General features: G+C 68.8%; 20 protein-coding genes and 1 pseudogene. 8 read left to right on the top strand and 13 right to left on the bottom strand.

All coding sequences use genetic code 11. The features are described 5' to 3' along the window. Positions 1-12: 12 nt before the first annotated feature. The 3 genes from ABD104_RS01590 to ABD104_RS01580 all read right to left on the bottom strand — a co-directional run bounded on the left by ABD104_RS01590 (position 13) and on the right by ABD104_RS01580 (position 2,419). A complete protein-coding gene (locus ABD104_RS01590) occupies positions 13-897 on the bottom strand; it encodes an NAD(P)/FAD-dependent oxidoreductase (RefSeq protein ID WP_087840049.1) in 885 nt (294 codons plus the stop codon). 111 nt (positions 898-1,008) lie between these two features. Beyond that, positions 1,009-1,515, bottom strand: coding sequence for an Rrf2 family transcriptional regulator (locus tag ABD104_RS01585; protein WP_165962982.1), 507 nt, complete (start codon positions 1,513-1,515; stop codon positions 1,009-1,011). Between the two features lie 22 nt (positions 1,516-1,537). After that, the gene (locus tag ABD104_RS01580; RefSeq protein WP_087840047.1) at positions 1,538-2,419 is read right to left on the bottom strand and encodes an aldo/keto reductase family oxidoreductase; all 882 of its coding nucleotides are present in this window, start codon (positions 2,417-2,419) and stop codon (positions 1,538-1,540) included. A gap of 100 nt (positions 2,420-2,519) precedes the next feature. Between ABD104_RS01580 and ABD104_RS01575 the strand changes: the two genes are divergently transcribed. Next, entirely contained in the window at positions 2,520-3,455 is a 936-nt protein-coding gene (locus ABD104_RS01575; RefSeq protein ID WP_087840046.1) for a LysR family transcriptional regulator, read from the top strand. A gap of 5 nt (positions 3,456-3,460) precedes the next feature. After that, on the top strand, positions 3,461-4,678 hold the full coding sequence (gene chrA, locus ABD104_RS01570; RefSeq protein WP_087840269.1) for a chromate efflux transporter: 1,218 nt from the start codon (positions 3,461-3,463) through the stop codon (positions 4,676-4,678). A gap of 9 nt (positions 4,679-4,687) precedes the next feature. Here chrA and ABD104_RS01565 read toward each other — a convergent pair whose 3' ends face one another. After that, on the bottom strand, positions 4,688-6,955 hold the full coding sequence (locus ABD104_RS01565; protein WP_338619104.1) for a mechanosensitive ion channel domain-containing protein: 2,268 nt from the start codon (positions 6,953-6,955) through the stop codon (positions 4,688-4,690). A 152-nt stretch (positions 6,956-7,107) separates the two neighbouring features. Here ABD104_RS01565 and ABD104_RS01560 point away from each other — a divergent pair. From ABD104_RS01560 to ada, 3 genes and pseudogenes are all read left to right on the top strand, one after another. Beyond that, positions 7,108-7,314 (top strand): annotated as a pseudogene (locus tag ABD104_RS01560) (2OG-Fe(II) oxygenase); the annotation flags it as partial. Between the two features lie 9 nt (positions 7,315-7,323). After that, the gene (gene alkB, locus ABD104_RS01555; protein WP_132978820.1) at positions 7,324-7,974 is read left to right on the top strand and encodes a DNA oxidative demethylase AlkB; all 651 of its coding nucleotides are present in this window, start codon (positions 7,324-7,326) and stop codon (positions 7,972-7,974) included. 157 nt (positions 7,975-8,131) lie between these two features. Beyond that, positions 8,132-9,214: a bifunctional DNA-binding transcriptional regulator/O6-methylguanine-DNA methyltransferase Ada gene (gene ada / locus ABD104_RS01550; protein ID WP_087840044.1), complete on the top strand. Its 1,083-nt coding sequence runs from the start codon at positions 8,132-8,134 to the stop codon at positions 9,212-9,214. A gap of 5 nt (positions 9,215-9,219) precedes the next feature. Here the strand turns inward: ada and ABD104_RS01545 are convergent, their stop codons facing one another. The 5 genes from ABD104_RS01545 to ABD104_RS01525 all read right to left on the bottom strand — a co-directional run bounded on the left by ABD104_RS01545 (position 9,220) and on the right by ABD104_RS01525 (position 12,727). Beyond that, on the bottom strand, positions 9,220-9,951 hold the full coding sequence (locus tag ABD104_RS01545) for a hypothetical protein (protein ID WP_343927046.1): 732 nt from the start codon (positions 9,949-9,951) through the stop codon (positions 9,220-9,222). Between the two features lie 128 nt (positions 9,952-10,079). Continuing rightward, a complete protein-coding gene (locus ABD104_RS01540; protein WP_087840043.1) occupies positions 10,080-10,940 on the bottom strand; it encodes a class I SAM-dependent methyltransferase in 861 nt (286 codons plus the stop codon). A gap of 9 nt (positions 10,941-10,949) precedes the next feature. Next, positions 10,950-11,300, bottom strand: coding sequence for a VOC family protein (locus tag ABD104_RS01535; protein ID WP_087840042.1), 351 nt, complete (start codon positions 11,298-11,300; stop codon positions 10,950-10,952). Position 11,301: 1 nt separating this feature from the next. Next, entirely contained in the window at positions 11,302-11,478 is a 177-nt protein-coding gene (locus ABD104_RS01530; protein ID WP_087840041.1) for a ribbon-helix-helix protein, CopG family, read from the bottom strand. A gap of 52 nt (positions 11,479-11,530) precedes the next feature. Continuing rightward, positions 11,531-12,727, bottom strand: a complete 1,197-nt coding sequence (locus ABD104_RS01525) for an arabinose transporter (protein ID WP_343927045.1) — start codon at positions 12,725-12,727, stop codon at positions 11,531-11,533. Between the two features lie 298 nt (positions 12,728-13,025). On the opposite strand from ABD104_RS01525, the gene dkgB reads away from it, so the two are divergent. From dkgB to ABD104_RS01510, 3 genes are all read left to right on the top strand, one after another. Then, positions 13,026-13,829 carry a 2,5-didehydrogluconate reductase DkgB gene (gene dkgB, locus ABD104_RS01520; RefSeq protein WP_087840040.1) on the top strand — a complete coding sequence of 268 codons (804 nt, stop codon included), beginning with the start codon at positions 13,026-13,028 and terminating at the stop codon, positions 13,827-13,829. A gap of 194 nt (positions 13,830-14,023) precedes the next feature. Next, entirely contained in the window at positions 14,024-14,722 is a 699-nt protein-coding gene (locus tag ABD104_RS01515; RefSeq protein ID WP_420495503.1) for an IclR family transcriptional regulator, read from the top strand. 2 nt (positions 14,723-14,724) lie between these two features. After that, positions 14,725-15,522: an IclR family transcriptional regulator gene (locus ABD104_RS01510; protein WP_087840038.1), complete on the top strand. Its 798-nt coding sequence runs from the start codon at positions 14,725-14,727 to the stop codon at positions 15,520-15,522. Here the strand turns inward: ABD104_RS01510 and ABD104_RS01505 are convergent. Genes ABD104_RS01505 through ABD104_RS01490 form a run of 4 tightly spaced genes read right to left on the bottom strand, consistent with a single transcriptional unit; the run spans position 15,519 to position 18,659 of the window. After that, positions 15,519-16,331: an enoyl-CoA hydratase-related protein gene (locus tag ABD104_RS01505; protein ID WP_087840037.1), complete on the bottom strand. Its 813-nt coding sequence runs from the start codon at positions 16,329-16,331 to the stop codon at positions 15,519-15,521. The genes ABD104_RS01510 and ABD104_RS01505 overlap by 4 nt on opposite strands. Positions 16,332-16,333: 2 nt before the next feature. Next, entirely contained in the window at positions 16,334-17,125 is a 792-nt protein-coding gene (locus ABD104_RS01500) for an enoyl-CoA hydratase/isomerase family protein (RefSeq protein ID WP_132978818.1), read from the bottom strand. Between the two features lie 56 nt (positions 17,126-17,181). Next, entirely contained in the window at positions 17,182-18,144 is a 963-nt protein-coding gene (locus ABD104_RS01495; RefSeq protein WP_132978817.1) for a Bug family tripartite tricarboxylate transporter substrate binding protein, read from the bottom strand. After that, entirely contained in the window at positions 18,144-18,659 is a 516-nt protein-coding gene (locus ABD104_RS01490) for an FAS1-like dehydratase domain-containing protein (protein WP_087840034.1), read from the bottom strand. Before ABD104_RS01490 ends, ABD104_RS01495 begins: the two co-directional genes overlap by 1 nt. Positions 18,660-18,667: the final 8 nt, after the last annotated feature.

Here is an 18,667-nt window from a genome sequence, read left to right as displayed (position 1 = left end):
CCGATCGTTCTTCTACAACCCGAACATCAGCGAGCGGTGGGCCGCGGCGCCCGCCATCGCGCCATCGCCCACCGCCGCCGCCACCGAGCCGGCGGGCCTGCCCGTGTCGCCGCACGCGAACACGCCGGGCACGCTGGTGGCCTTGGTGCCATCGGTCTTGATCGTGCTGCCCCACGGCCCCTCTTCCATCACGCAGCCCAGTTGCTCGGCCAGCTCCGACGACCGGACCCGGGCCGCGATGAACAGGCCGTTCAGCGCATGGACCACGCCGTCCTCCATGGCCACCGCCACGCCTTCGCCTTCCAGCCGCGCCACCCGTCCCCGCACGATGGCCACGCCGCGCCCGGCCAGCAGCGCCAGCTGCTGCGCATCGGGCTCGAAGGCCTCGTTCAGGAACAGCGTGGTCGCGCCCCAATCCGGCAGCATCATCGCCTGGTGCATCGACATCTCGGACAAGGCCAGCACGCCGACGCGGCCCTGCTGCAGTTCGTAGCCATGGCAGTACGGACAATGGAAAACATGGGTACCCCAACGCTGCGCGAGGCCCGGCAGGTCCGGCAGTTCGTCCTTCACGCCCGTCGCCAGCACGAGGCGCTGCGCCGTGCGTACCCGCTTCCCCACCGACACCTCGAACCCCGCGCCCGCCTGCGCCACCGCGTCCACGCGGGCATCCAGCCACTCCACGGTCTCGTACCTGAGCAACTGGTCCCTGGCGATGGCGGCGATGTCGGCGCCCGCCTCGCCGTCGCGCGTCAGGAAACCATGGGACAGCGGCGCATACCGGTTGCGGCGCTCGCCGGCATCGATCACGAGCACGCGGCGCCGGGCGCGGGCCAGTTGCAGGCCCGCCGAAAGCCCGGCGTAGCTTCCGCCGATGATGATCACGTCGTAGTCCATACCGCTCTCCTTGCTTCGTCCAATTCATGTACCTTTAAATGATACATAACAATTCGCCGCAAGGCCCCGATACCCCTTTGGCACTCGAGGCCATTCCCTACCGCTGCATGTTCAAGGCTGGAGGTGGTCCGCCAGGCCCCACGACGCCGTGCGGCAGATCTGCTCGAACTCCCTGGCCAGGTCCGCCAGCGTCACCGCTCCCAGGCGCCGGACGAGCAAGGCTTGCGCCTCGTCCAGTGCGTCGCCCAGCGCGGCGTTGACCACGCGCTCGACCGCGCAGTCGGGATGGGCATGGTCGGCGCCGATCGCAAAAATCCTGGGCCCGCCCACCGCGCGATGGATGTCCAGCAGCGTGACCTCGGCCAGGTCGCAATCCAGCCGCCAACCGCCATGGTGGCCCTTCTCGGACTGCACATAGCCCGCCTTGCGCAGGCCCGCCATGGTCCGGCGGACCACGGCGGCATTGGTGCCCAGCATCCGGGCGATCTGGGCGGACGTCACGGGCTGGTCGTCCCTGGCCATGTGCAGCAGCACGTGCAGCATTCGGGAAAGGCGGCTATCGGTTCTCACGCGGGGGCTTGTCGGGGCATGAATGGATCCACCCCGACGATAACGCATCTTCGCCGCCGCGCCCGCACGGCTAGGGCTTGGCCTGGCCCTCCGCGGCGATGCGGTCCAGCTCGGCGATCGCGTCGGCGGGCAGCGCCAGCGCGGCCGCCGCCAGGTTCTCGCGCAGATGCGCCAGCGACGACGTTCCCGGAATCAGCAACAGGTTGGGTGCGCGTGCCAGCAGCCAGGCCAGCGCCACCTGCATGGGGGTCGCCGCCAGCCGCGTCGCCACGCGGGTCAGGATCTCCGACTGCAGCGGCGAGAAGCCGCCCAGCGGAAAGAACGGCACGTAGGCGATGCCCTGGGCGCCCAGTTGCTCGATCAGCGCGTCATCGGCACGGTGCGCCAGGTTGTAGTGGTTCTGCACGCACACGATGGGGGCGATGCGCTGGGCCTGGACCACCTGCGCGGGCGTGGCGTTGCTCAGGCCGAGATGGCGGATGAGCCCCTGCCGCTGCAATTGCGCCAGCGCGGTGAACGGCGCCTCGATCGATCCCTCGGACGGCGCATGCACGTCACCCATGATGCGCAGGTTCACCACGTCCAGCACGTCCAGCCCCAGATTGCGCAGATTGTCGTGCACGGCCTGCGTCAGTTGTCCGGGACTCTGCGCCGGATTCCATGAGGCGTCCGGCCCGCGCACGGCTCCGACCTTGGTCACGATGGTCAGGCCCCGATAGGGATGCAGGGCCTCGCGGATCAACTGGTTGGTGACGTGGGGCCCGTAGAAATCGCTGGTATCGAGATGGTCGACGCCCGCCTCGACCGCGGCGCGCAGCACGGCAATCGCCGCGGCGCGATCCTTGGGCGGCCCGAACACGCCCGGCCCCGCCAGTTGCATCGCGCCGTAGCCCATGCGGCGCACGGTACGGTCTCCCAGGGCGAAAGTGCCCGCTGGCTGTAGATCGATCACGGTATTTCTCCGGAAAAACATGGATGGATCACACTATAGACATGGCCACTTCGATCAATAATCTGGTGTAATCGGCACAGGCTGTACGAAATTCTGCACAATGCAAGCACCGCTCCAAGACCTGTTCGCCTTTCTGGCCGTGGTTCGCGCCGGCGGTTTTCGCGAAGGCGCGCGCGCCAGCGGCACGTCGGCTTCCAGCCTGAGCGAGGCGGTACGCAGACTGGAGGGCCGGCTGGGCGTCCGGCTGCTCCATCGCACCACTCGCAGCGTGACACCGACCGAGGCCGGCGCGCGCCTGGTCGAACGGCTGGTGCCCGCGCTGGGCGAAGTGGAAACCGCACTCGACGTCGTCAACGGATTCCGCGATCGGCCCGCCGGCACCCTGCGGCTGAACGTTCCGCTCAGCGCCGCCCGGCTGGTGCTCGCGCCCCTGGTCACGCCCTTCCTGCAAGCCTATCCCGACATCAAGCTCGAAATCGTGGTCGAGGACGGCTTCGTCGATCTCCTGGCCGCCGGCTGCGACGCCGGCATCCGCTACGACGAACGGCTCGAACAGGACATGATCGCGATTCCCATCGGCCCGCGCTGGCAGCGCTTCGCCACCGCCGCCTCGCCTGCCTATCTTGCCGCGCACGGCCGCCCCGCGCATCCGCGTGACCTGCTCGGCCACGTCTGCCTGCGTGGCCAGTTCGCCAGCGGCGCCATGCCCGCCTGGGAATACGAGCGCAAGGGGGAAGTCCTGCGCGTGGACCCCGCCGGGCCGCTGCTGGTCAGCCTGGGCAGCGGCATCGAACTCGCGGTCCAGGCCGCCCGTGACGGACTGGGCATCATCCACCTGTTCGAGGACTGGCTGCAGCCCGACCTGGACAGCGGCGCGCTGGAACCCGTGCTCAAGTCCTGGTGGCGCCCATTCTCCGGCCCGTTCCTTTATTATTCCGGCCGCCGGCACCTGCCCTCGCCCCTGCGGGCCTTCATCGACTTCGTTCGCGCGCACGAAGGCGCCGCCAAGCCCTCCCGGAAACCCTTCTCACGTTGACCACCATGCCCACCGACGCGCCTCCGGCAGGACACGACGATACGCGCGAGGGCGCATGGCGGGTATTCCTGGTCTTCCTGCGGCTGGGACTGACGTCCTTCGGCGGGCCGATCGCGCACCTGGGCTACTTCCGTGCCGAGTTCGTGGAGCGCCGCCGCTGGCTGGACGATCGCAGCTACTCGGACCTCGTGGCCCTGTGCCAATTCCTGCCCGGGCCCGCCAGCAGCCAGGTCGGCATGGCGGTGGGATTGCGGCGCGCCGGCTGGCCCGGCCTGCTGGCCGCGTGGCTGGGCTTCACGTTGCCGTCGGCCCTGGTCCTGATCCTGTTCGCCTATGGCATGGCCGGATACCGCGACATGGCCGCCTCCGGCTGGGTACACGGCCTGAAGGTCGTGGCCGTGGCGGTGGTCGCGCAGGCGGTCTGGGGCATGGCCAGGTCGCTGTGTCCCGACCGGACACGCGCGGGACTGGCCATGCTGGCCGCGCTGGCGACACTGGCCGTCCCCTCGGCCTCGGGACAGGTCGCCGCGATCGTGGCCTGCGGACTGCTTGGCCGATGGCTGTTGGACCTGCCCGCCCCCGCTCCGGCACGCCCCCATCCCTACCCCATCTCCCGCCGGGCCGGCATCACGGCCCTGGCGCTGTTCGCCCTGCCGCTGGCGGCGCTGCCGGCCTGGGCCGCGGCCAGCGGCTCCTCGCTCGTTGCGTTCTTCGAGGGTATCTATCGCGCCGGCGCGCTGGTCTTCGGCGGCGGACACGTGGTGCTGCCACTCCTGCAGGCCACGGTCGTGCCCACGGGCCTCGTCGACAACGCGGACTTCCTGGCTGGCTATGGCGCGGCGCAGGCCGTGCCCGGGCCGCTGTTCACTTTCGCCGCCTACCTGGGCGCGGTGGCCCGCGGTCCGCTGCACGGCTGGGCCGGCGGCCTGGCCGCGCTGGCCATGATCTTCCTGCCCGCGCTGCTGGTATTGGCGGGCGCCTTGCCCTTCTGGGAACAATTGCGCCAGCGTCGCGGCATCCAGACCGCGCTGGCCGGCGTCAACGCCGGCGTGGTCGGCATCCTGCTGGCGGCGCTGTACGACCCGGTATGGACCAGCGCCATCCACGGCCGCGCCGACTTCGCGCTGGCGCTGGCCGCCTTCGGGTTGCTGGTCCTGGGCCGCGTGCCGCCCGTCATGGTCGTGGCGCTGGCGGCGCTGGGGGGCTGGCTGCTGGCGGGTTGAAGGCCGGGATCAGCCGGCCACGGCCCGCCCCTCTTCCATGGCCACTCGCACCGGCGGCGCCTCGCCCTGCTTGTCCTGCCCGAAATAGACCACCATGTGCGGGTAAGGCAACTCGATGCCGGCGGCGTTGAAGTGCTGCTTCACCAAGCGGTTGTAGGCGCGCTGCACCGCCCACTGCATGCCCGGCCGGGTCTTGATCAGCACGCGTATGGTCACGCCCTTCTCGTTGACGGCGGTGACGCCCGGGATGCTGATGTCCTCCAGGATCTCCGGCGCCAGCGCCTCGTCGGTCATCAGTTCCGCGAAGGCATTGCGCAGGTGTTGCATGGCATCGTCGACGCTTTCCCGGTGGGCGACCGTGTACTCGCCCAGATGGTAGGAAAAGTCCCGCATGTGGTTGGACACCACGTCCACCGACGAGAACGGCACCAGGTGGTAGCCGCCGTCCAGGGTCCGTATGCCCACCGAGCGGATGGTCATCTTCTCGACCGTGCCGAAAACGCCGGCCACCTGCACGACGTCGTTTTCGTTCATGCCGTTCTCGAGCTGGATGAAGACGCCGGTGATGATGTCCTGCACCAGCTTCTGCGCGCCGAAGCCCACGGCCAGGCCCACCACGCCCGCGCCCGCGATCAGGGGCGCCACGTCTATGCCTATCTGCGACAGCACCACCATGACCGTCATTGTCACGATCACGATCAGCGCCGCATTGCGGAACAGCGACAACAGGGTCTTCTCGCGCGCGGTGGGCATGCGTCCGCCCTCGCGCAGGTTCAGCCGGTGTTCGATGACGCTGGCCACCACCGTCCACGCCAACGCCGCCGCCAGCAGCACGATGGCCACGTTCACCGCCACGCCTATGGCCGCCGCGCCGGCGTCCGAGGCGATCCAGCGCGACAGGTTGAAAGCGCGCCACGCATCCAGCACCAGCAGCACCACGACGATGCGGACCGCCCATCCCACGAAACGGATGGTCGCGGGCACATAGGAGTTCAGTCGGCTCTCCAGCATGGGCAGGCGCGCGCGCAATTCGTCGGAGACGCGTATGGGCTTGGCCAGCAACGCGTTCAGCAACACGATGGCCAGGCTGCCCACGCCGGTCGCCAGCAGGGTCTGGAGCGTGGCGCCCACCATGAAAGGCAGCGCATTGGCCGGATCGATCTGGCTGACCACCAGCAGCACGGTGAAGTACCCGATGCCCAGCCAGTGCCAGACGCGCGCCAGCAGACGCGGCGAGGTGCCCAGGAAAGTCGTCCGGCGCGAACCGCTGTGCTCCAGCCGTTCGCGCACACGCAGGCGGTTGCGCCAGATCACGCCCACCGCGTACACGTAGACACCCAGCATGATCACCAGGGTGGCCAGCCGGCCCAGCGCGGGCGACAGCGCGGCCGCCAGAACCGGATCGACCAGCATCGTGCCGTAGCCCGCCGCCATGACCAGCACGATCAGCCACCGGTTCCAGTAGCGGGCCATCTCATTCGACATCGGCAGCAGGCGCAGGTGCGGATAGCGCGTCGAGAACACGGTGCGAACGAGCACCTTGGTGATCTCGACCGCCAGGAAGGCCTTCAGGAACACCGCCACCAGCGGGTCGACCGCCACACCGTCCGGTCCGCCGCGGACCCCGGCCGCGTATGCCGCGGCGGCGGCCAGCACCACCACCAGCGCATCGATGATGACCGCGCCGACGATCGCGCCCGCGCGCCGGTACAGGACCGGCATGCCGATGGGCGCATCGGCCGGCCACGACGCCGTGGCGTCCCAACCCAGCCTCGCCACCCAATCATCGATCCGCCGGTAGATCCACAGCGCCACCAGCCGCAACAGCACGAAGGCGACGATGGCCGTCGCGACCGAGATGGCCAGCGGTTGCAATGCCCGCGCCTCGTCGCTGTCCATGGAAGGACCGTCGCCTTCGGCCATCGCCCGCAGGTCCGCGGCGCCCTGCCCCAGGTCGGCCACCAGGCCGGACAGGAAACGCTGCGTGCCGTCTGCCAGCCGCTCACGCAGCGTGGGGGACGCCTGGTCGGGCGCAGCAGCCGAGGCAGCCGCCCCGGCTTGCTTCGCGCCGGTCCCCGGTTCATGCGCCCGCAACTGGTCGATCAGCGCCTGGCGGCTGTCGGGGTTCTCGAGCAGGTCCGCCAGCGCGGCTGGCGTGGGCGCCACGGCGGCTTGCGCAGCCATCGCGATACGGGCGGACCCCAGTGTCGCCAACAGCAGCAGGATCAGGAACGCGAAGTGGGCCAACCAGGGCTTGGACAGCCTGCGGCGACTCAACGAGACGTCGCGGAGGGATTGCAGGGGAAGTGTGCATGCTGTCGTCGCGAGTCGAACCACTAGGGGGTCTCCTGGAGGAAAAGGAAGGTGAAAGGCGGGGCCTGCGCCCGCTCATGACGCCACAGGGTAAAACACACGCGTGCCGCAGACAAATCGTGGCGTACGGTGCCGGCGACTACAATTGCCTGCACCAGGATCTCTACGGCGAACGGGGTGACGCGGTGGTGTTCGCCGTCAACCAGCGCCCCGCGCCGGGCCGGCGCGGCGGCGTGCGCAAGGTGGCGATGCGCCACGGCGTCAGCCGCGTCCACAGCGGCAGGCGGTACACCGTGGGCCTGATCTTCCACGACGCGCGCTAGCGCAGGACCATGCAGACATTCGATCTTTTCTCCGACGCCACCCCGGGCCAGCCCGAACCCATGGGACCGCGCGCCTTCCTGCTGCGCGGCTTCGCGCTGCCCCGCGTGGACGAGTTGCTGCCCGCCATCGCCCGCGTCACGGACGCCGCGCCGTTTCGCCACATGGTGACGCCCGGCGGCTTCACCATGTCGGTCGCGCTGACCAACTGCGGCACGCTGGGCTGGACGACCGACCGCCACGGCTACCGGTACTCGCGCACCGACCCCGCCACCGGCCTGCCCTGGCCCGCCATGCCGGAGGCCTTCGCCGCGCTTGCGCGGGAGGCGGCCGAGGCGGCCGGCTTTCCCCGCTTCGAACCCGATGCCTGCCTGATCAACCGCTACCTGCCCGGCGCGCGGATGTCGCTGCACCAGGACAAGAACGAACGCGACCTCGACGCCCCCATCGTGTCGGTATCCCTGGGCATGCCGGCGATCTTCCTGTTCGGCGGCCACCGTCGTTCGGACAAGCCGGCGCGGATCGGGCTCCACCACGGCGACATCGCCGTCTGGGGCGGCCCGGATCGCCTGCGCTACCACGGCGTGATGCCGCTGTCCGACGTCCCGCATCCGGTCCTGGGCAGCCAGCGCATCAACTTCACGTTCAGGAAGGCGGGATGATCCTGGCCTGGCTTCGCAAGAGAAGGATGCGTCCTGGTGGCGGGTTCCACGGCCAAGGGGCGGCGCGCGGCACGGATTCGAGCGCAAGAAACGGAGCGCTTGCGGCCGGACCATTCGCTATCCTGATGCCATGACCACGAACTCCCGGACATCCGCCATGGGTACCCGCCCACCGTCCGACTACGCCACCGATGACGCCCGCTGGCGGGCGGTGCAGGCGCGCGACGCCGATGCCGATGGCCATTTCGTCTACGCCGTGCGCACCACCGGCGTGTATTGCCGCCCCAGTTCGCCGACACGGCTGCCCCGGCGCGCCAACGTCGAATTCTTCGACTCGCCGCGCGAGGCCGAGGCGGCTGGCTATCGCGCCAGCCGGCGGCAGCAGGACGGGCCCGATGCCGCCCGGGAACGCACCGCGCTGATCGCCCGCGCCTGCCGCTTGATCGAAAGCGCCGAGACACCGCCCAGTCTTGCGGACCTGGCCATGCAGGCAGGCATGAGCCCCTTCCACTTCCATAGGGTATTCAAGGCCGAGACCGGCCTGACGCCCAAGGCCTATGCCTCGGCCCGGCGCGCCCGCCGGCTGCGCGAGGAATTGGGAACACCCGACGCCTCGGTCACCGATGCCATCTACGAGGCCGGATTCAACTCCAACAGCCGGTTCTACGAAGCCTCCGACCAGTTGCTGGGCATGCGTGCGCGCGACTACCGCGCGGGGGGCGCCGGCGCGGTCATCCGCTTCGCCGTGGGCCAGTGCTCGCTGGGCGCCATCCTGGTCGCGCAAAGCCAGCGCGGCATCTGCGCCATCCTGCTGGGCGACGATCCGGACGCGCTGGTGCGCGACCTGCAGGACCAGTTTCCCAGGGCCAGGCTGATCGGCGGCGACACCGGCTTCGAACGGCTGGTGGCCCAGGTGGTGGGCTTCGTCGAGGCCCCCTCGGTCGGGCTGAACTTGCCGCTGGACGTGCGCGGCACGGCCTTCCAGGAGCGCGTCTGGCAGGCCCTGCGCGAGATCCCGCCCGGCCGGACCGCCAGCTACGCCGAAATCGCGCAGCGCATAGGCGCGCCCCGGGCCGTGCGCGCCGTGGCCCAGGCCTGCGGCGCCAATCACATCGCCGTGGCCATCCCCTGCCATCGGGTCATCCGGCGCGACGGCGATCTGTCGGGCTATCGCTGGGGCGTCGAGCGCAAGCGCGCGCTGCTCGGGCGCGAGGCAGGCGGCTCTCGCGACCGCAAATGACGGCTCTAGCGCACCGGGAGGAAGGAAAACAGCATCAGGTTCTGCGCGTAGTTGATCCCCAGCCGGCGGGAGTTCTCGCCCAGCAGATTGGCGATCAGGTCCAGGCGCCCGATGATGGCGCCGAACTCGCGCTCGAAACTCAGGTTCACCTGCTTGTCCGTCCATTCGTTGGCCAGCAGCAGCGGCTCGCCGCGGGCATCGCGCCGGCTGCCCAGCAGCCAGGCGGCGGCCTCGACGTTGCGGGCCGCGTTGTAGACCCGGTCGCCGTCCAGCAGATCGAAGGCATAGAAACGCGTCTTGCCGTCGTGCGCCGCGACGATGGTATCGGCCATGCCGTAGATGAAGGCTGCGACGCGGTCGCCCTGGTAGGCGGGATCGAGCGACACGGCCAGGATCTCGACGTCGTGCAGGCCCTGGAGCCCGGCGGGCGGCGTACGGGCGTCGATGGACAGCCTGACCGTCTCGGCGGCGGCATCCATGGAGGGCTTGCCGGACTTGCGCCACTCGCGCGGATTGCGCTTGTAGAGCTTGGTCATCAGCGACATCAGGCTCGACAGGTTGTCGCGCATGGCGATGGTCAGGGTCCGATTGAAATCGGTCTGCATCATCTGGTCCGAGGACATGTCCTCGGTCCCCCGCGACTCGTAGCCTGGGCGCGGCAGCGCGGTGTACTGGGCGCAGCCGGCCAGGATGGAGCAAACCAGGGCCGCCGCGCCCGCCGTCCTCAACCTGATCATGCGGGATCCGTTCTTCGCGTTGCCGCGAGGATAACCCAATGCACGGCGATTTCCGCGCCGCCGTGAAACAGGTTTTCACAACAATGGTGAACGGATCTTGCAAGGCGGCCGGCTAGCGGGAACAGGCCCTAGGTAGCCGCCACCAGCAGTTCCTCCGCATTGGCCGGCGGCCGCAGGCCGTCCGCGCGGTCCGCGAAATACCGCCGCGCGAGCTCGTCGGCCGAGACATGCCGCGCTTGCTTGAATCCCTGCTCGCGCGCCAGCTGAAGGATCTGCGATGGCAGGAAGAAGCTCACGAACGGCGTCCCGCTGGCGCGCGCGCCCTTCTCGGCCATCTCCATGCCGGGACGCACCTCGGGATCCGCCATCTCCAGCGGCAGCAGGAACGACATCGCGAACGTGGATCCTGGCGCCAGCGTCGCCATCTGGCGCAGCGTGGCGGCGTTCGCCTCCTTGGTCAGGTACATGCTGACGCCGGTGGACACCACGACCGCCGGCTTGCGGCCATCGAACCCCGCTGCCAGCAGGCGGTCCCACCAGGACTCCCCGGCCTCGAAGTCGACCGGCACGAAACGCAGCCAATCGGGCATCCCCAAGCCCAGTTCGAGCAGCCGCCGCCGCTTCCACTCCTGCGGCCCCGGCCGATCGATTTCGAACACCCTCAGCCGCGACGCCACATCGGGCCGACGCTGCGCGAAGCTGTCCAGCCCGGCGCCCAGGATGACGTACTGCTCCAGGCCACGGCCGGCCTGCTCCACGACCAGGTCCTCGATGAAACGGGCCCGGCCCACGATGGACGCGCGAAACGGCCGGGTGAACCCCTGGTCCATGTCCCCGCGGCGCTGCCAGCCCGGCTCCGGCGCCAGCAGGCGCAGGCCGATCTCGTCCTCCAGCACGTGCGGCGGCGCATCGACCTCGACATGCAAGGCGCGCCACAAGGCCACCCGCGCCGCCGTGCTGTCGGGTGCCACATCCTGTTCATCAACCATGACCGTCGCTCACTTTCCAGCCTGGGCCGGCGCCTGCAACCGCCAGATGCGGCCATCGGGATCGCGGACCGTCATGTCCCGCGTGCCCCAGTGCGTGTCCTCGAACGGCGTGACCACCTCGACGATGGGCTCGGGCTGGAACGCGTCCGCATCGGGCAGCTTCAGCACGATCTGCGACTCGGGTTTCTCGCTTTCAGGGACCTCGGCGATGAACAGGTAAGGGCCGTCGCCATTGCGCAACTGGCCAGAGTTGTGGTCGGTCTCGAACTCCAGCGTGAAACCCAGTGCCTGGAAGAACCTGGCCGCCTTGCCCCAGTTGTGGGTAGTCAGGAACACGGCTTCGATCCGCTCGGACTTCATGTCACTTCTCCTTCTTGGTAGATCGGCGCCCGGGCCGCTGTGCGTCGAGATAGGCGCGCAGCGCCTCGGCCACCAGGGCCGAGAGCGAGGACTCCGATTCGATGGCGTGATGCTTGACCTGCCGGATCAGGCCGACCGGCAGATAGACGTTGAACTGCTTGACCTCTTCCTCGGCCATGGCGACCCTGATTGCTAGATTGCTAGCATTCTAGGAAAGCCGCCCGGGTGCGTCAACCCCGGCAATGGCTGGCAGACGATCCGGCATCGCGCAGCCTGGCGGTGATCGCCGCCCCCAGGGCCGCCGCCAAGCCGCCGACCAGGAAGACCTGGGCATGGCCGAAATGGTCGGCGATCCAACCAGCCAACGGGCCGGTCACGCCATAGGCAAGATCCTGGAAGGCGGCGAAACCGCCTATCGCGGTCCCGCGCAGGTGCGCCGGCACGCGCCGGACCGCCTCGAGCCCCATCGCCGGGAACACCATCGAGCATCCCATGCCCGTCAGCAGCGCGCCTGCCATGGCCACCTCCGGTCCGGGGGCCAGCCACAGCAGCGCCTGCCCCACGGCCTCCACCAGCAGCGACACCAGCGCCACCGGCACGCCGCCGACGCGATCGGGCAAGGAGCCGAACAGCACCCGCACCGCGACGAAACTCAGGCCGAAGCACGTCAGCCCATAACCTGCGCCGTCCCAGCCCCTGGCCAGGAAATACAGCGGGAAGAACGCGCCCAGCGCGGCGAAGCCTATGCCTTGCAGGCCGACCACGACCCCGGGCCCCCAGATGCGCCCCAGCACCTGCGCGAACGGTGGACGCCGGCCCGCCTGCGCCGGCACGGCGGGCGCGAGCGGCCACAGCATCAGCGCGCCCAGCAGCGGCAGCGCGACGCAGATCGCCATCAGGCCGGCGAACCCCAGGTCCTGCAACAGCCACAGGCCCAGTGGACCGCCCGCCGCGAACGCGCCGTACATGCCCATGCCGAACACGGCCATGACCAGGCCGGAGCGCGCCGGCCCCATCATTGCCATGCTCCACGCCAGCATGCCGACCAGGGCCAGGCTCTCGCCCAACCCCAGCATCAGCCGGCCCGCCAGCAGGACCGCATAGGACACGATGCCATGTCCCAGCACCGGCAGCGACGAGGCCAGGCACAGCAGCGAGGCCAGCCCGTACAGGGCCAGGCCACGGAACATGCCGGACTTGCCGCCTCGTTCGTCGGCCAGCCGGCCGGCCCAGCCGCGGCTCAGGATGGTGGAAAGAAACGCGATGCCCACGGCCAGGCCGGAGGCGACATTGCCCATGCCCAGCGTGCGCGAGACATGCACGGCCACGGCCGGCATCGCCATGGCCACCGCGAGATAGCTCAGGAACAGCGCCACGGTCATCCAGACCAGGCGGCGCAAGGGGGAATACTGCAGGACGTTCGACATCGACCGCCGCTCCTTGGGAGTCAGGGCGGCACGGTGCGGAGGGATGGAGGAGAACGATGGACCACGCGGCGCCAACGCACACCGCCAGCCGGCCACGGGTGCCGCTGGTGATGCGTTGGTTGACGTAAACGCTTACGGCCGCGTCCGGGAGAACACTGCGGGGAGAATTCTAGCACCCGAGGAAACGCGCGCTCATTATTGACTTTAATTCAAATGTATTTGGCTTATACCGCGCTTCATCCGCAAAGGTAAAGCCGGCAGAATGCCAGCCATACCCTCGCTATCCAGGAGACCTTCCATGAGCATTCCTTCTTTCGGCGCCGGCACCTTCCGCCTGACCGGCCAGACCGTCATCGACTCGGTCCGCAACGCCCTGGACGTGGGTTACCGCGCCATCGACACCGCGCAGATCTACGGCAACGAAGCCGAGGTCGGCCAGGCCGTGGCCCAGAGCGGCATCCAGCGCGGCGATCTCTTCCTGACCACCAAGATCTGGACGGACAACTACGCCAAGGACAAGCTGGTGCCCAGCCTGCGCGCCAGCCTGGACAAGCTGCGCACGGACTACGTCGACCTGACCCTGATCCACTGGCCGGCGCCGGGCAACGGCATCGCGTTGAGCGAGACGCTGGCGGCGCTGGCCGAGGCCAAGGCACTGGGCCTGACCCGCCAGATCGGCATCTCCAACTTCAACATCGCGCTGACCAGGCAAGCCATCGAGCTGCTCGGCAAGGGCGAGATCGCCACCAACCAGATCGAGCTCAGCCCCTACCTGCAGAACCGCAAGCTGGCCGCGTTCCTGAAGGAGCAAGGCATCACCGTGACCTCGTACATGACGCTGGCCTACGGCAAGGTGCTGAAGGATCCGGTGCTGGCCGCGATCGCCGCCAGGCACCAGGCCACCGTGGCGCAGGTCGCGCTGGCCTGGGCGCTGCAACTCGGCTATGCGGTGATCCCCTCTTCCACCAAGCGCGAGAACCTAGCCAGCAATCTGCTTGCCCGCGACCTGAAGCTCGATGCCGGCGACATGGCGCAGATCGCCGCGTTGGAGCGCAATGGCCGCGAGGTCGATCCGCAGGGCCTCGCGCCCGAGTGGGACTGACCGCAAGGCCCGCATGCGGGGGGCTTGCCGGCGCGATTGCGCGAACGTTCACATATACAATTGAGGCCATTTTCTTTCCCAGCCTCATGCAGAACGTCGCCACCCCGTCATCTCGACAACCGGGCACCCGGGACGTCCGCGTCCTGGCCCGCGGACTCACGATACTCTCCGCCTTCGAGCCGGAGAACGGCTGGTTGACCAATTCCGAACTGGCCGCGCTTACCGGCCTGCCCAAGCCCACCGTCTCGCGGCTGACCTCCAACCTGCTGGACGCAGGCTACCTGGAGTATTCGGCGCAGCGGGCCGCCTACCGCCTGGGAATGCCGGTGCTCGCGCTGGGCTTCGCCGCGGCCACTCACAGCGATTTCGTCGTGCTGGCAAGGCCGCTGATGCAGCAGTTCGCCGACGAGCACCGCGTCTCGGTGGTCCTGGCCTCGGCCAATGCCAGCAGCATGGTGTGCAACGAGGTCACCCATGGCCGGGAAATGCTGTTCACCTTGAGAGTGCGCGCGGGCTCGCGCCTGCGCATCGACCGTTCGGCGCTGGGCAGGGCGCTGGTAGGCGCCATGGGCGACGCCGAGCGTCTGGCCTTTCTCGAGAAGTTGAGGCTTGCCGATCCCCCGGCCTGGGAATCCCTGAGCCGGGAAGTGCCTCATGCCGTCGCCCAGATGGCCAGCCAGGGATATTGCGTGGCGGCGGGGACGCTGGAGGCGGGAACCAACGGCGTGGCGCTGGTGATCGACACCCCCGAGGGACCGCACACCTATGCGCTGGGCTGCGCCGCGCCCTCGAACGCGCTGGCCCTGCCGCGGCTGAAGCAGGAAGTCGCCCCAGGACTGCTGGCGCTCAAGGCCAGGCTCGAGGCCGAGCTCAGCGCCGGCCAGTCGGAGTAGGCATGGTCAGGACCCGCCAGCCGGCCCTCGAATCGCCGCAGACCGCCGACACCCAGGTCGATTCGCTCCGTCGGGGGCTGGAGATCCTCCGGCTGTTCGACGTCCGCCACCGCCGGCTGTCGCTGGACGATATCTCGAGCAGGCTCGGGCTGACGCGAACGACCACGGACAAGCTCGTCCAGACCCTGCTGAACCATCATTTCCTGCAATCGCTGGGCAACGACGTCTACCAGCCGCATATCGCCTGCCTGTCGCTGGGACGCGCGGTCAAGCGCCGCCTGCCCACCGCCCAGGCGGCGCGACCGCTCATGCTCGAGTTGTCCCAGCGGTACGGGGTCCACGTGACCCTGACCACGCGCGACCGGCTGCACATGCTGGTGGTCGAGCACTGCGTCCCCTCGGGCAAGGTCCGCCTGGGGCTGACGACCGGATCCCGTTTCTCCATGATCTCGTCCGCGTCCGGACGCGCTTACCTCTGGGGCCAGCCCGAGGAGCAACGCCGCATGCTGCTGGCCCAGATCGAGGACGAGGCCGGCCCGGCCGCGCAGCGGCAGATCGCCGACACTCGCACGGCCTTCCAGGAATTGGACAGGAACGGCTGGTGCTACCTGGCCTCGCCGGTCGCCAACCAGACCGCTTCCATCGCCACGCCGGTGCACGCCGGTACCGCCGTGGAGTTCGCCCTGGCGGCCATGGCGGTGGGCGCCAGCCTGACGGAAAAAGACCTGCGCCAGCAAGTGGCGCCCGAACTCTTCGCCGTCGCCCAGCGCATCGCGCTCACCAAGGACGCTGGCCGCTAGGGCCCCGTCCGGCGCCCCTCGTCCAGCGAACCCAGCGCGTCGCGTACCGCCTGGAGGTGTTCCTCGGAGACGTGGGCAATGGCCTGGAACGCGGCCACGACGTCCAGGTGGGTCGCCAGCGTATGCCGCTCCGCGTCGCGCAGCAGGCGCTTGTTCATGCGCATGGCCTGCGGCGGATGCCGGGCGATGCGGCGAGCCAGGCCGTCGGCCCGCGCGCGCAATTCGTCGTCGGGCACGACGTCGGACACCAGGCCGATGCGCAAGGCTTCATCGGCATCGATGGGATCGGCCGTGAATGCCAGCTCCATGGCCTTGGACCGGCCGACCAGGCGCGGCAGCATCCACGCCCCGCCATCCCCCGCGACGATGCCCAGCCGCGCGAAGCTGACCGAGAAGCGCGCGCTTCGCGCCGCGATGCGCACGTCGCAGAAGCAGGCCAGATCGCAGCCCGCGCCATAGGCCGGCCCGTTGACCGCGGCGATGACCGGGATCTCGGTCTCGCTCAGGGCCAGCGGCACCTGATGCACCGTGTCCCGGTAGCGCGCCTGTATCTGGGCCACGGAGCCGGCCGAGAACATTTCGCGCCGCGCCATCTGCCTGAGGTCCCCGCCCGCGCAGAATGCCCTGCCCTGCCCCGTGATGACGAGCACGCGCGCGGCCGGATCGGCCTGGGCACGACGAATCTGTCCGGCCAGCTCCAGGAACTGGTCCGTGCTGGAAAAACGGTTCAGCGTCTCGGGATGATTGAGCGTCAGCGTGACGATACCGTCCCGTTCCTCGCGCTGGACGAAGCTCTCGCCCGCGGCCATGGCTAGGCTCCGATCCAGCGCGGCGGGCGTTTCTCGGCGAAAGCGCGCGGGCCTTCGATGGCATCCGCGCTGGCATAGACCCGTTCGTGGAATTTGCAGGCCGCCTCGAAGCCCCGGTCGCACCCCAGGTCCATCGCCGCTCCCACGCTTTTCTTGGCGGCCCAGACGGTCAGCGGCGCGTTGTCGGCGATGGTGCGGGCCACCGCCTGTGCCCGCTCGCGCACCGCGGCGGGCGTCGCCTCTACATAGTTGACGAACCCCAATTGGTGGAAACGTTCGATGGGATGCATGTCGCCCGTCATCATCATCTCCAGCAGGAAGGGCTGAGGCAGCATCCACAGCATGGGCACGCCCCACGGCGAACCCCGCCCCACCTTGGCCTCGGAGATGCCTCCCCGCGTTCCCTGCAAGCCGACCCGGATGTCGCTGTTGGCCGCCAGCACCATGCCGCCCGCGGTGAAGTGGCCGGTCATGGCGGCGATGATGGGCTTGGACACCCGCCGCATGCGCTGGTGGAAGGGATCGCGCAGCAGCTCCAGCATGTCCTTGCCCGATTCCGCGCGCACCCTCGCCGCTTCTTTCAGGTCCATGCCGGCCGAGAACGTCCCGCAGTCGGCCGAGGTCAGCACGACCGCGCGGACGGACTCGTCGCGGTCGACCTCGTCCCAGAGATCCAGCAGCCGCTCGCACACCTCGATCGACAGCGCATTGCGCTGGCCGGGCCGATTGATGCGGATCGTGGCGATGCCTGAGGCCAGCGTGTACTGCACGGGGGCTTCGGTGGATGTCGTCATGTCAGGCCTCCTGGACACGAAAAGACGGCTCGAAAGAGTGCTGCCATACCCGCCGCTCACTCGGGCTGGATGTCGGCGGCCTTGGTTAGCCTGGCGTAGTGCCGGCTTTCCTTGGCGATGTACTTGCCGAACTCGGCCGGCGCCATCGGCGGCAGCAGTTCATAGCCCACGCCGTCCACCTGCTTGCGCAGTTCGGGTTGTTCGAGCACGGCGCGGATCTCGCGATTGAGCCGGTCGATGATCTCGGGCGAAGTCCCCGTGGGCGCGAACAGGCCGTTCCAGTTCCCGATCTCGAAACCCGGCAGCACCTCCTTCATGGCAGGCACGCCCGGCAGCTTGGCCGAGCGGTCCGGCGTGATGGCCAGCGCCTTGAGCTTGCCCGAGGTCATGTAGGAAAGACCGGTCGAGAAATCGATGAACATCATCTGCGTCTGCCCGCCCAGCAGCTCGGCGATGGCCTGGCCGTAGGCCTTGTACGGGATGGCCTCGATCTGCGTCTTCGTCATCACGCGAAAGGTGCTGCCGGTGATGCGCGTGGTGCTGTTGGCGTAGGGGAAGGACAGCTTGCCGGGATGCGCCTTGGCATATTCGATCAACTCGGCGACCGAGTTGACCGGTACCGACGGATTGACCACCAGCGCATGCGGCACGCCGCCCACGATGGCCACCGGCGCGAAATCCTTCAGGCCGTCATAGGACACCTTCTTGAAGAAATACTGGTTCGCCACCTGGGTCGTGTTGGTGCCGAACAGCAAGGTATAGCCGTCCGGTTGCGCGCGCGCGACGTACTCGCTGCCTATCATGCCGGTGGCGCCCGGCCGGTTCTGGACCACCATGGACTGCCCCAGGCGCTTGCCCAGGGCCTCGGCCACGACACGCGCCACGGCGTCGGTCGGGCTGCCCGCGGCGAACGGCACCACGATGGTGACCGGCTTGTCGGGATAGGCGGCGCGGGCCGCCGGCAGCCCTTGCGCGGCAAGGACCAGGACGCACAGGCCGATCGAAGGCAAGGTTTTCATCATTTGTCTCCCGCAAGGGTGGAATCGTTGGGCCGGGTCTTGACCATGCGCAGCGGCGAGTAGGTCAGCACGGTCTCGCCCCGTTGGTTGACCACGCGGTTGGCGGTGCGCACCAGGCCGCGATCGGCCTTGCTGGTCGCCCTGGCCTCGATCACTTCGCATTCGACATGGATGGTGTCGCCGGCATTGGTGGGCTTGTGCACCTTGATGTCCGCCTCCATGAAGGCCATGCCCGTGCGCTGCATCGTGCTCTGCATCAGCAGGCCTTCGGCCATGCAGAAGACCAGCGAACCGGGCGCCGGGCGCGACCCGATGATGGACTGCGAGGCGATGTAGTCCAGATTGGTGAACATTTCCTCCACCATGCCCACGGTTCCGATGAACAGGGTGATGTCCGCCTCGGTGATGGTCCTTCCCAGGGTCCGGAAGCGATAACCGACCTCGACGTCGTCCCAATAGAAACCCATGCCCAGGACCTCCAGCCCGTTGGCGTCGGTCGTGATGGCTTTGCGCATGTCCTTCT

This window comes from Pigmentiphaga daeguensis (assembly GCF_039523035.1).
Classification (GTDB): Bacteria; Pseudomonadota; Gammaproteobacteria; order Burkholderiales; family Burkholderiaceae_B; genus Pigmentiphaga; species Pigmentiphaga daeguensis.
This window is presented reverse-complemented; position numbering and strand designations above follow the sequence as displayed.

Coding starts and splice junctions, on each gene's coding strand:
- ada (WP_087840044.1), top strand. CDS start 8,132: ATGGGTACCCGCCCACCGTCCGACTACGCCACCGATGACGCCCGCTGG.
- ABD104_RS01490 (WP_087840034.1), bottom strand. CDS start 18,659: ATGCGCAAAGCCATCACGACCGACGCCAACGGGCTGGAGGTCCTGGGC.
- ABD104_RS01575 (WP_087840046.1), top strand. CDS start 2,520: ATGCAAGCACCGCTCCAAGACCTGTTCGCCTTTCTGGCCGTGGTTCGC.
- ABD104_RS01545 (WP_343927046.1), bottom strand. CDS start 9,951: ATGATCAGGTTGAGGACGGCGGGCGCGGCGGCCCTGGTTTGCTCCATC.
- ABD104_RS01500 (WP_132978818.1), bottom strand. CDS start 17,125: ATGACGACATCCACCGAAGCCCCCGTGCAGTACACGCTGGCCTCAGGC.
- ABD104_RS01510 (WP_087840038.1), top strand. CDS start 14,725: ATGGTCAGGACCCGCCAGCCGGCCCTCGAATCGCCGCAGACCGCCGAC.
- ABD104_RS01505 (WP_087840037.1), bottom strand. CDS start 16,331: ATGGCCGCGGGCGAGAGCTTCGTCCAGCGCGAGGAACGGGACGGTATC.
- ABD104_RS01495 (WP_132978817.1), bottom strand. CDS start 18,144: ATGAAAACCTTGCCTTCGATCGGCCTGTGCGTCCTGGTCCTTGCCGCG.
- ABD104_RS01585 (WP_165962982.1), bottom strand. CDS start 1,515: ATGCGTTATCGTCGGGGTGGATCCATTCATGCCCCGACAAGCCCCCGC.
- ABD104_RS01525 (WP_343927045.1), bottom strand. CDS start 12,727: ATGTCGAACGTCCTGCAGTATTCCCCCTTGCGCCGCCTGGTCTGGATG.
- ABD104_RS01590 (WP_087840049.1), bottom strand. CDS start 897: ATGGACTACGACGTGATCATCATCGGCGGAAGCTACGCCGGGCTTTCG.
- ABD104_RS01530 (WP_087840041.1), bottom strand. CDS start 11,478: ATGGCCGAGGAAGAGGTCAAGCAGTTCAACGTCTATCTGCCGGTCGGC.
- dkgB (WP_087840040.1), top strand. CDS start 13,026: ATGAGCATTCCTTCTTTCGGCGCCGGCACCTTCCGCCTGACCGGCCAG.
- chrA (WP_087840269.1), top strand. CDS start 3,461: ATGCCCACCGACGCGCCTCCGGCAGGACACGACGATACGCGCGAGGGC.
- ABD104_RS01535 (WP_087840042.1), bottom strand. CDS start 11,300: ATGAAGTCCGAGCGGATCGAAGCCGTGTTCCTGACTACCCACAACTGG.
- alkB (WP_132978820.1), top strand. CDS start 7,324: ATGCAGACATTCGATCTTTTCTCCGACGCCACCCCGGGCCAGCCCGAA.
- ABD104_RS01540 (WP_087840043.1), bottom strand. CDS start 10,940: ATGGTTGATGAACAGGATGTGGCACCCGACAGCACGGCGGCGCGGGTG.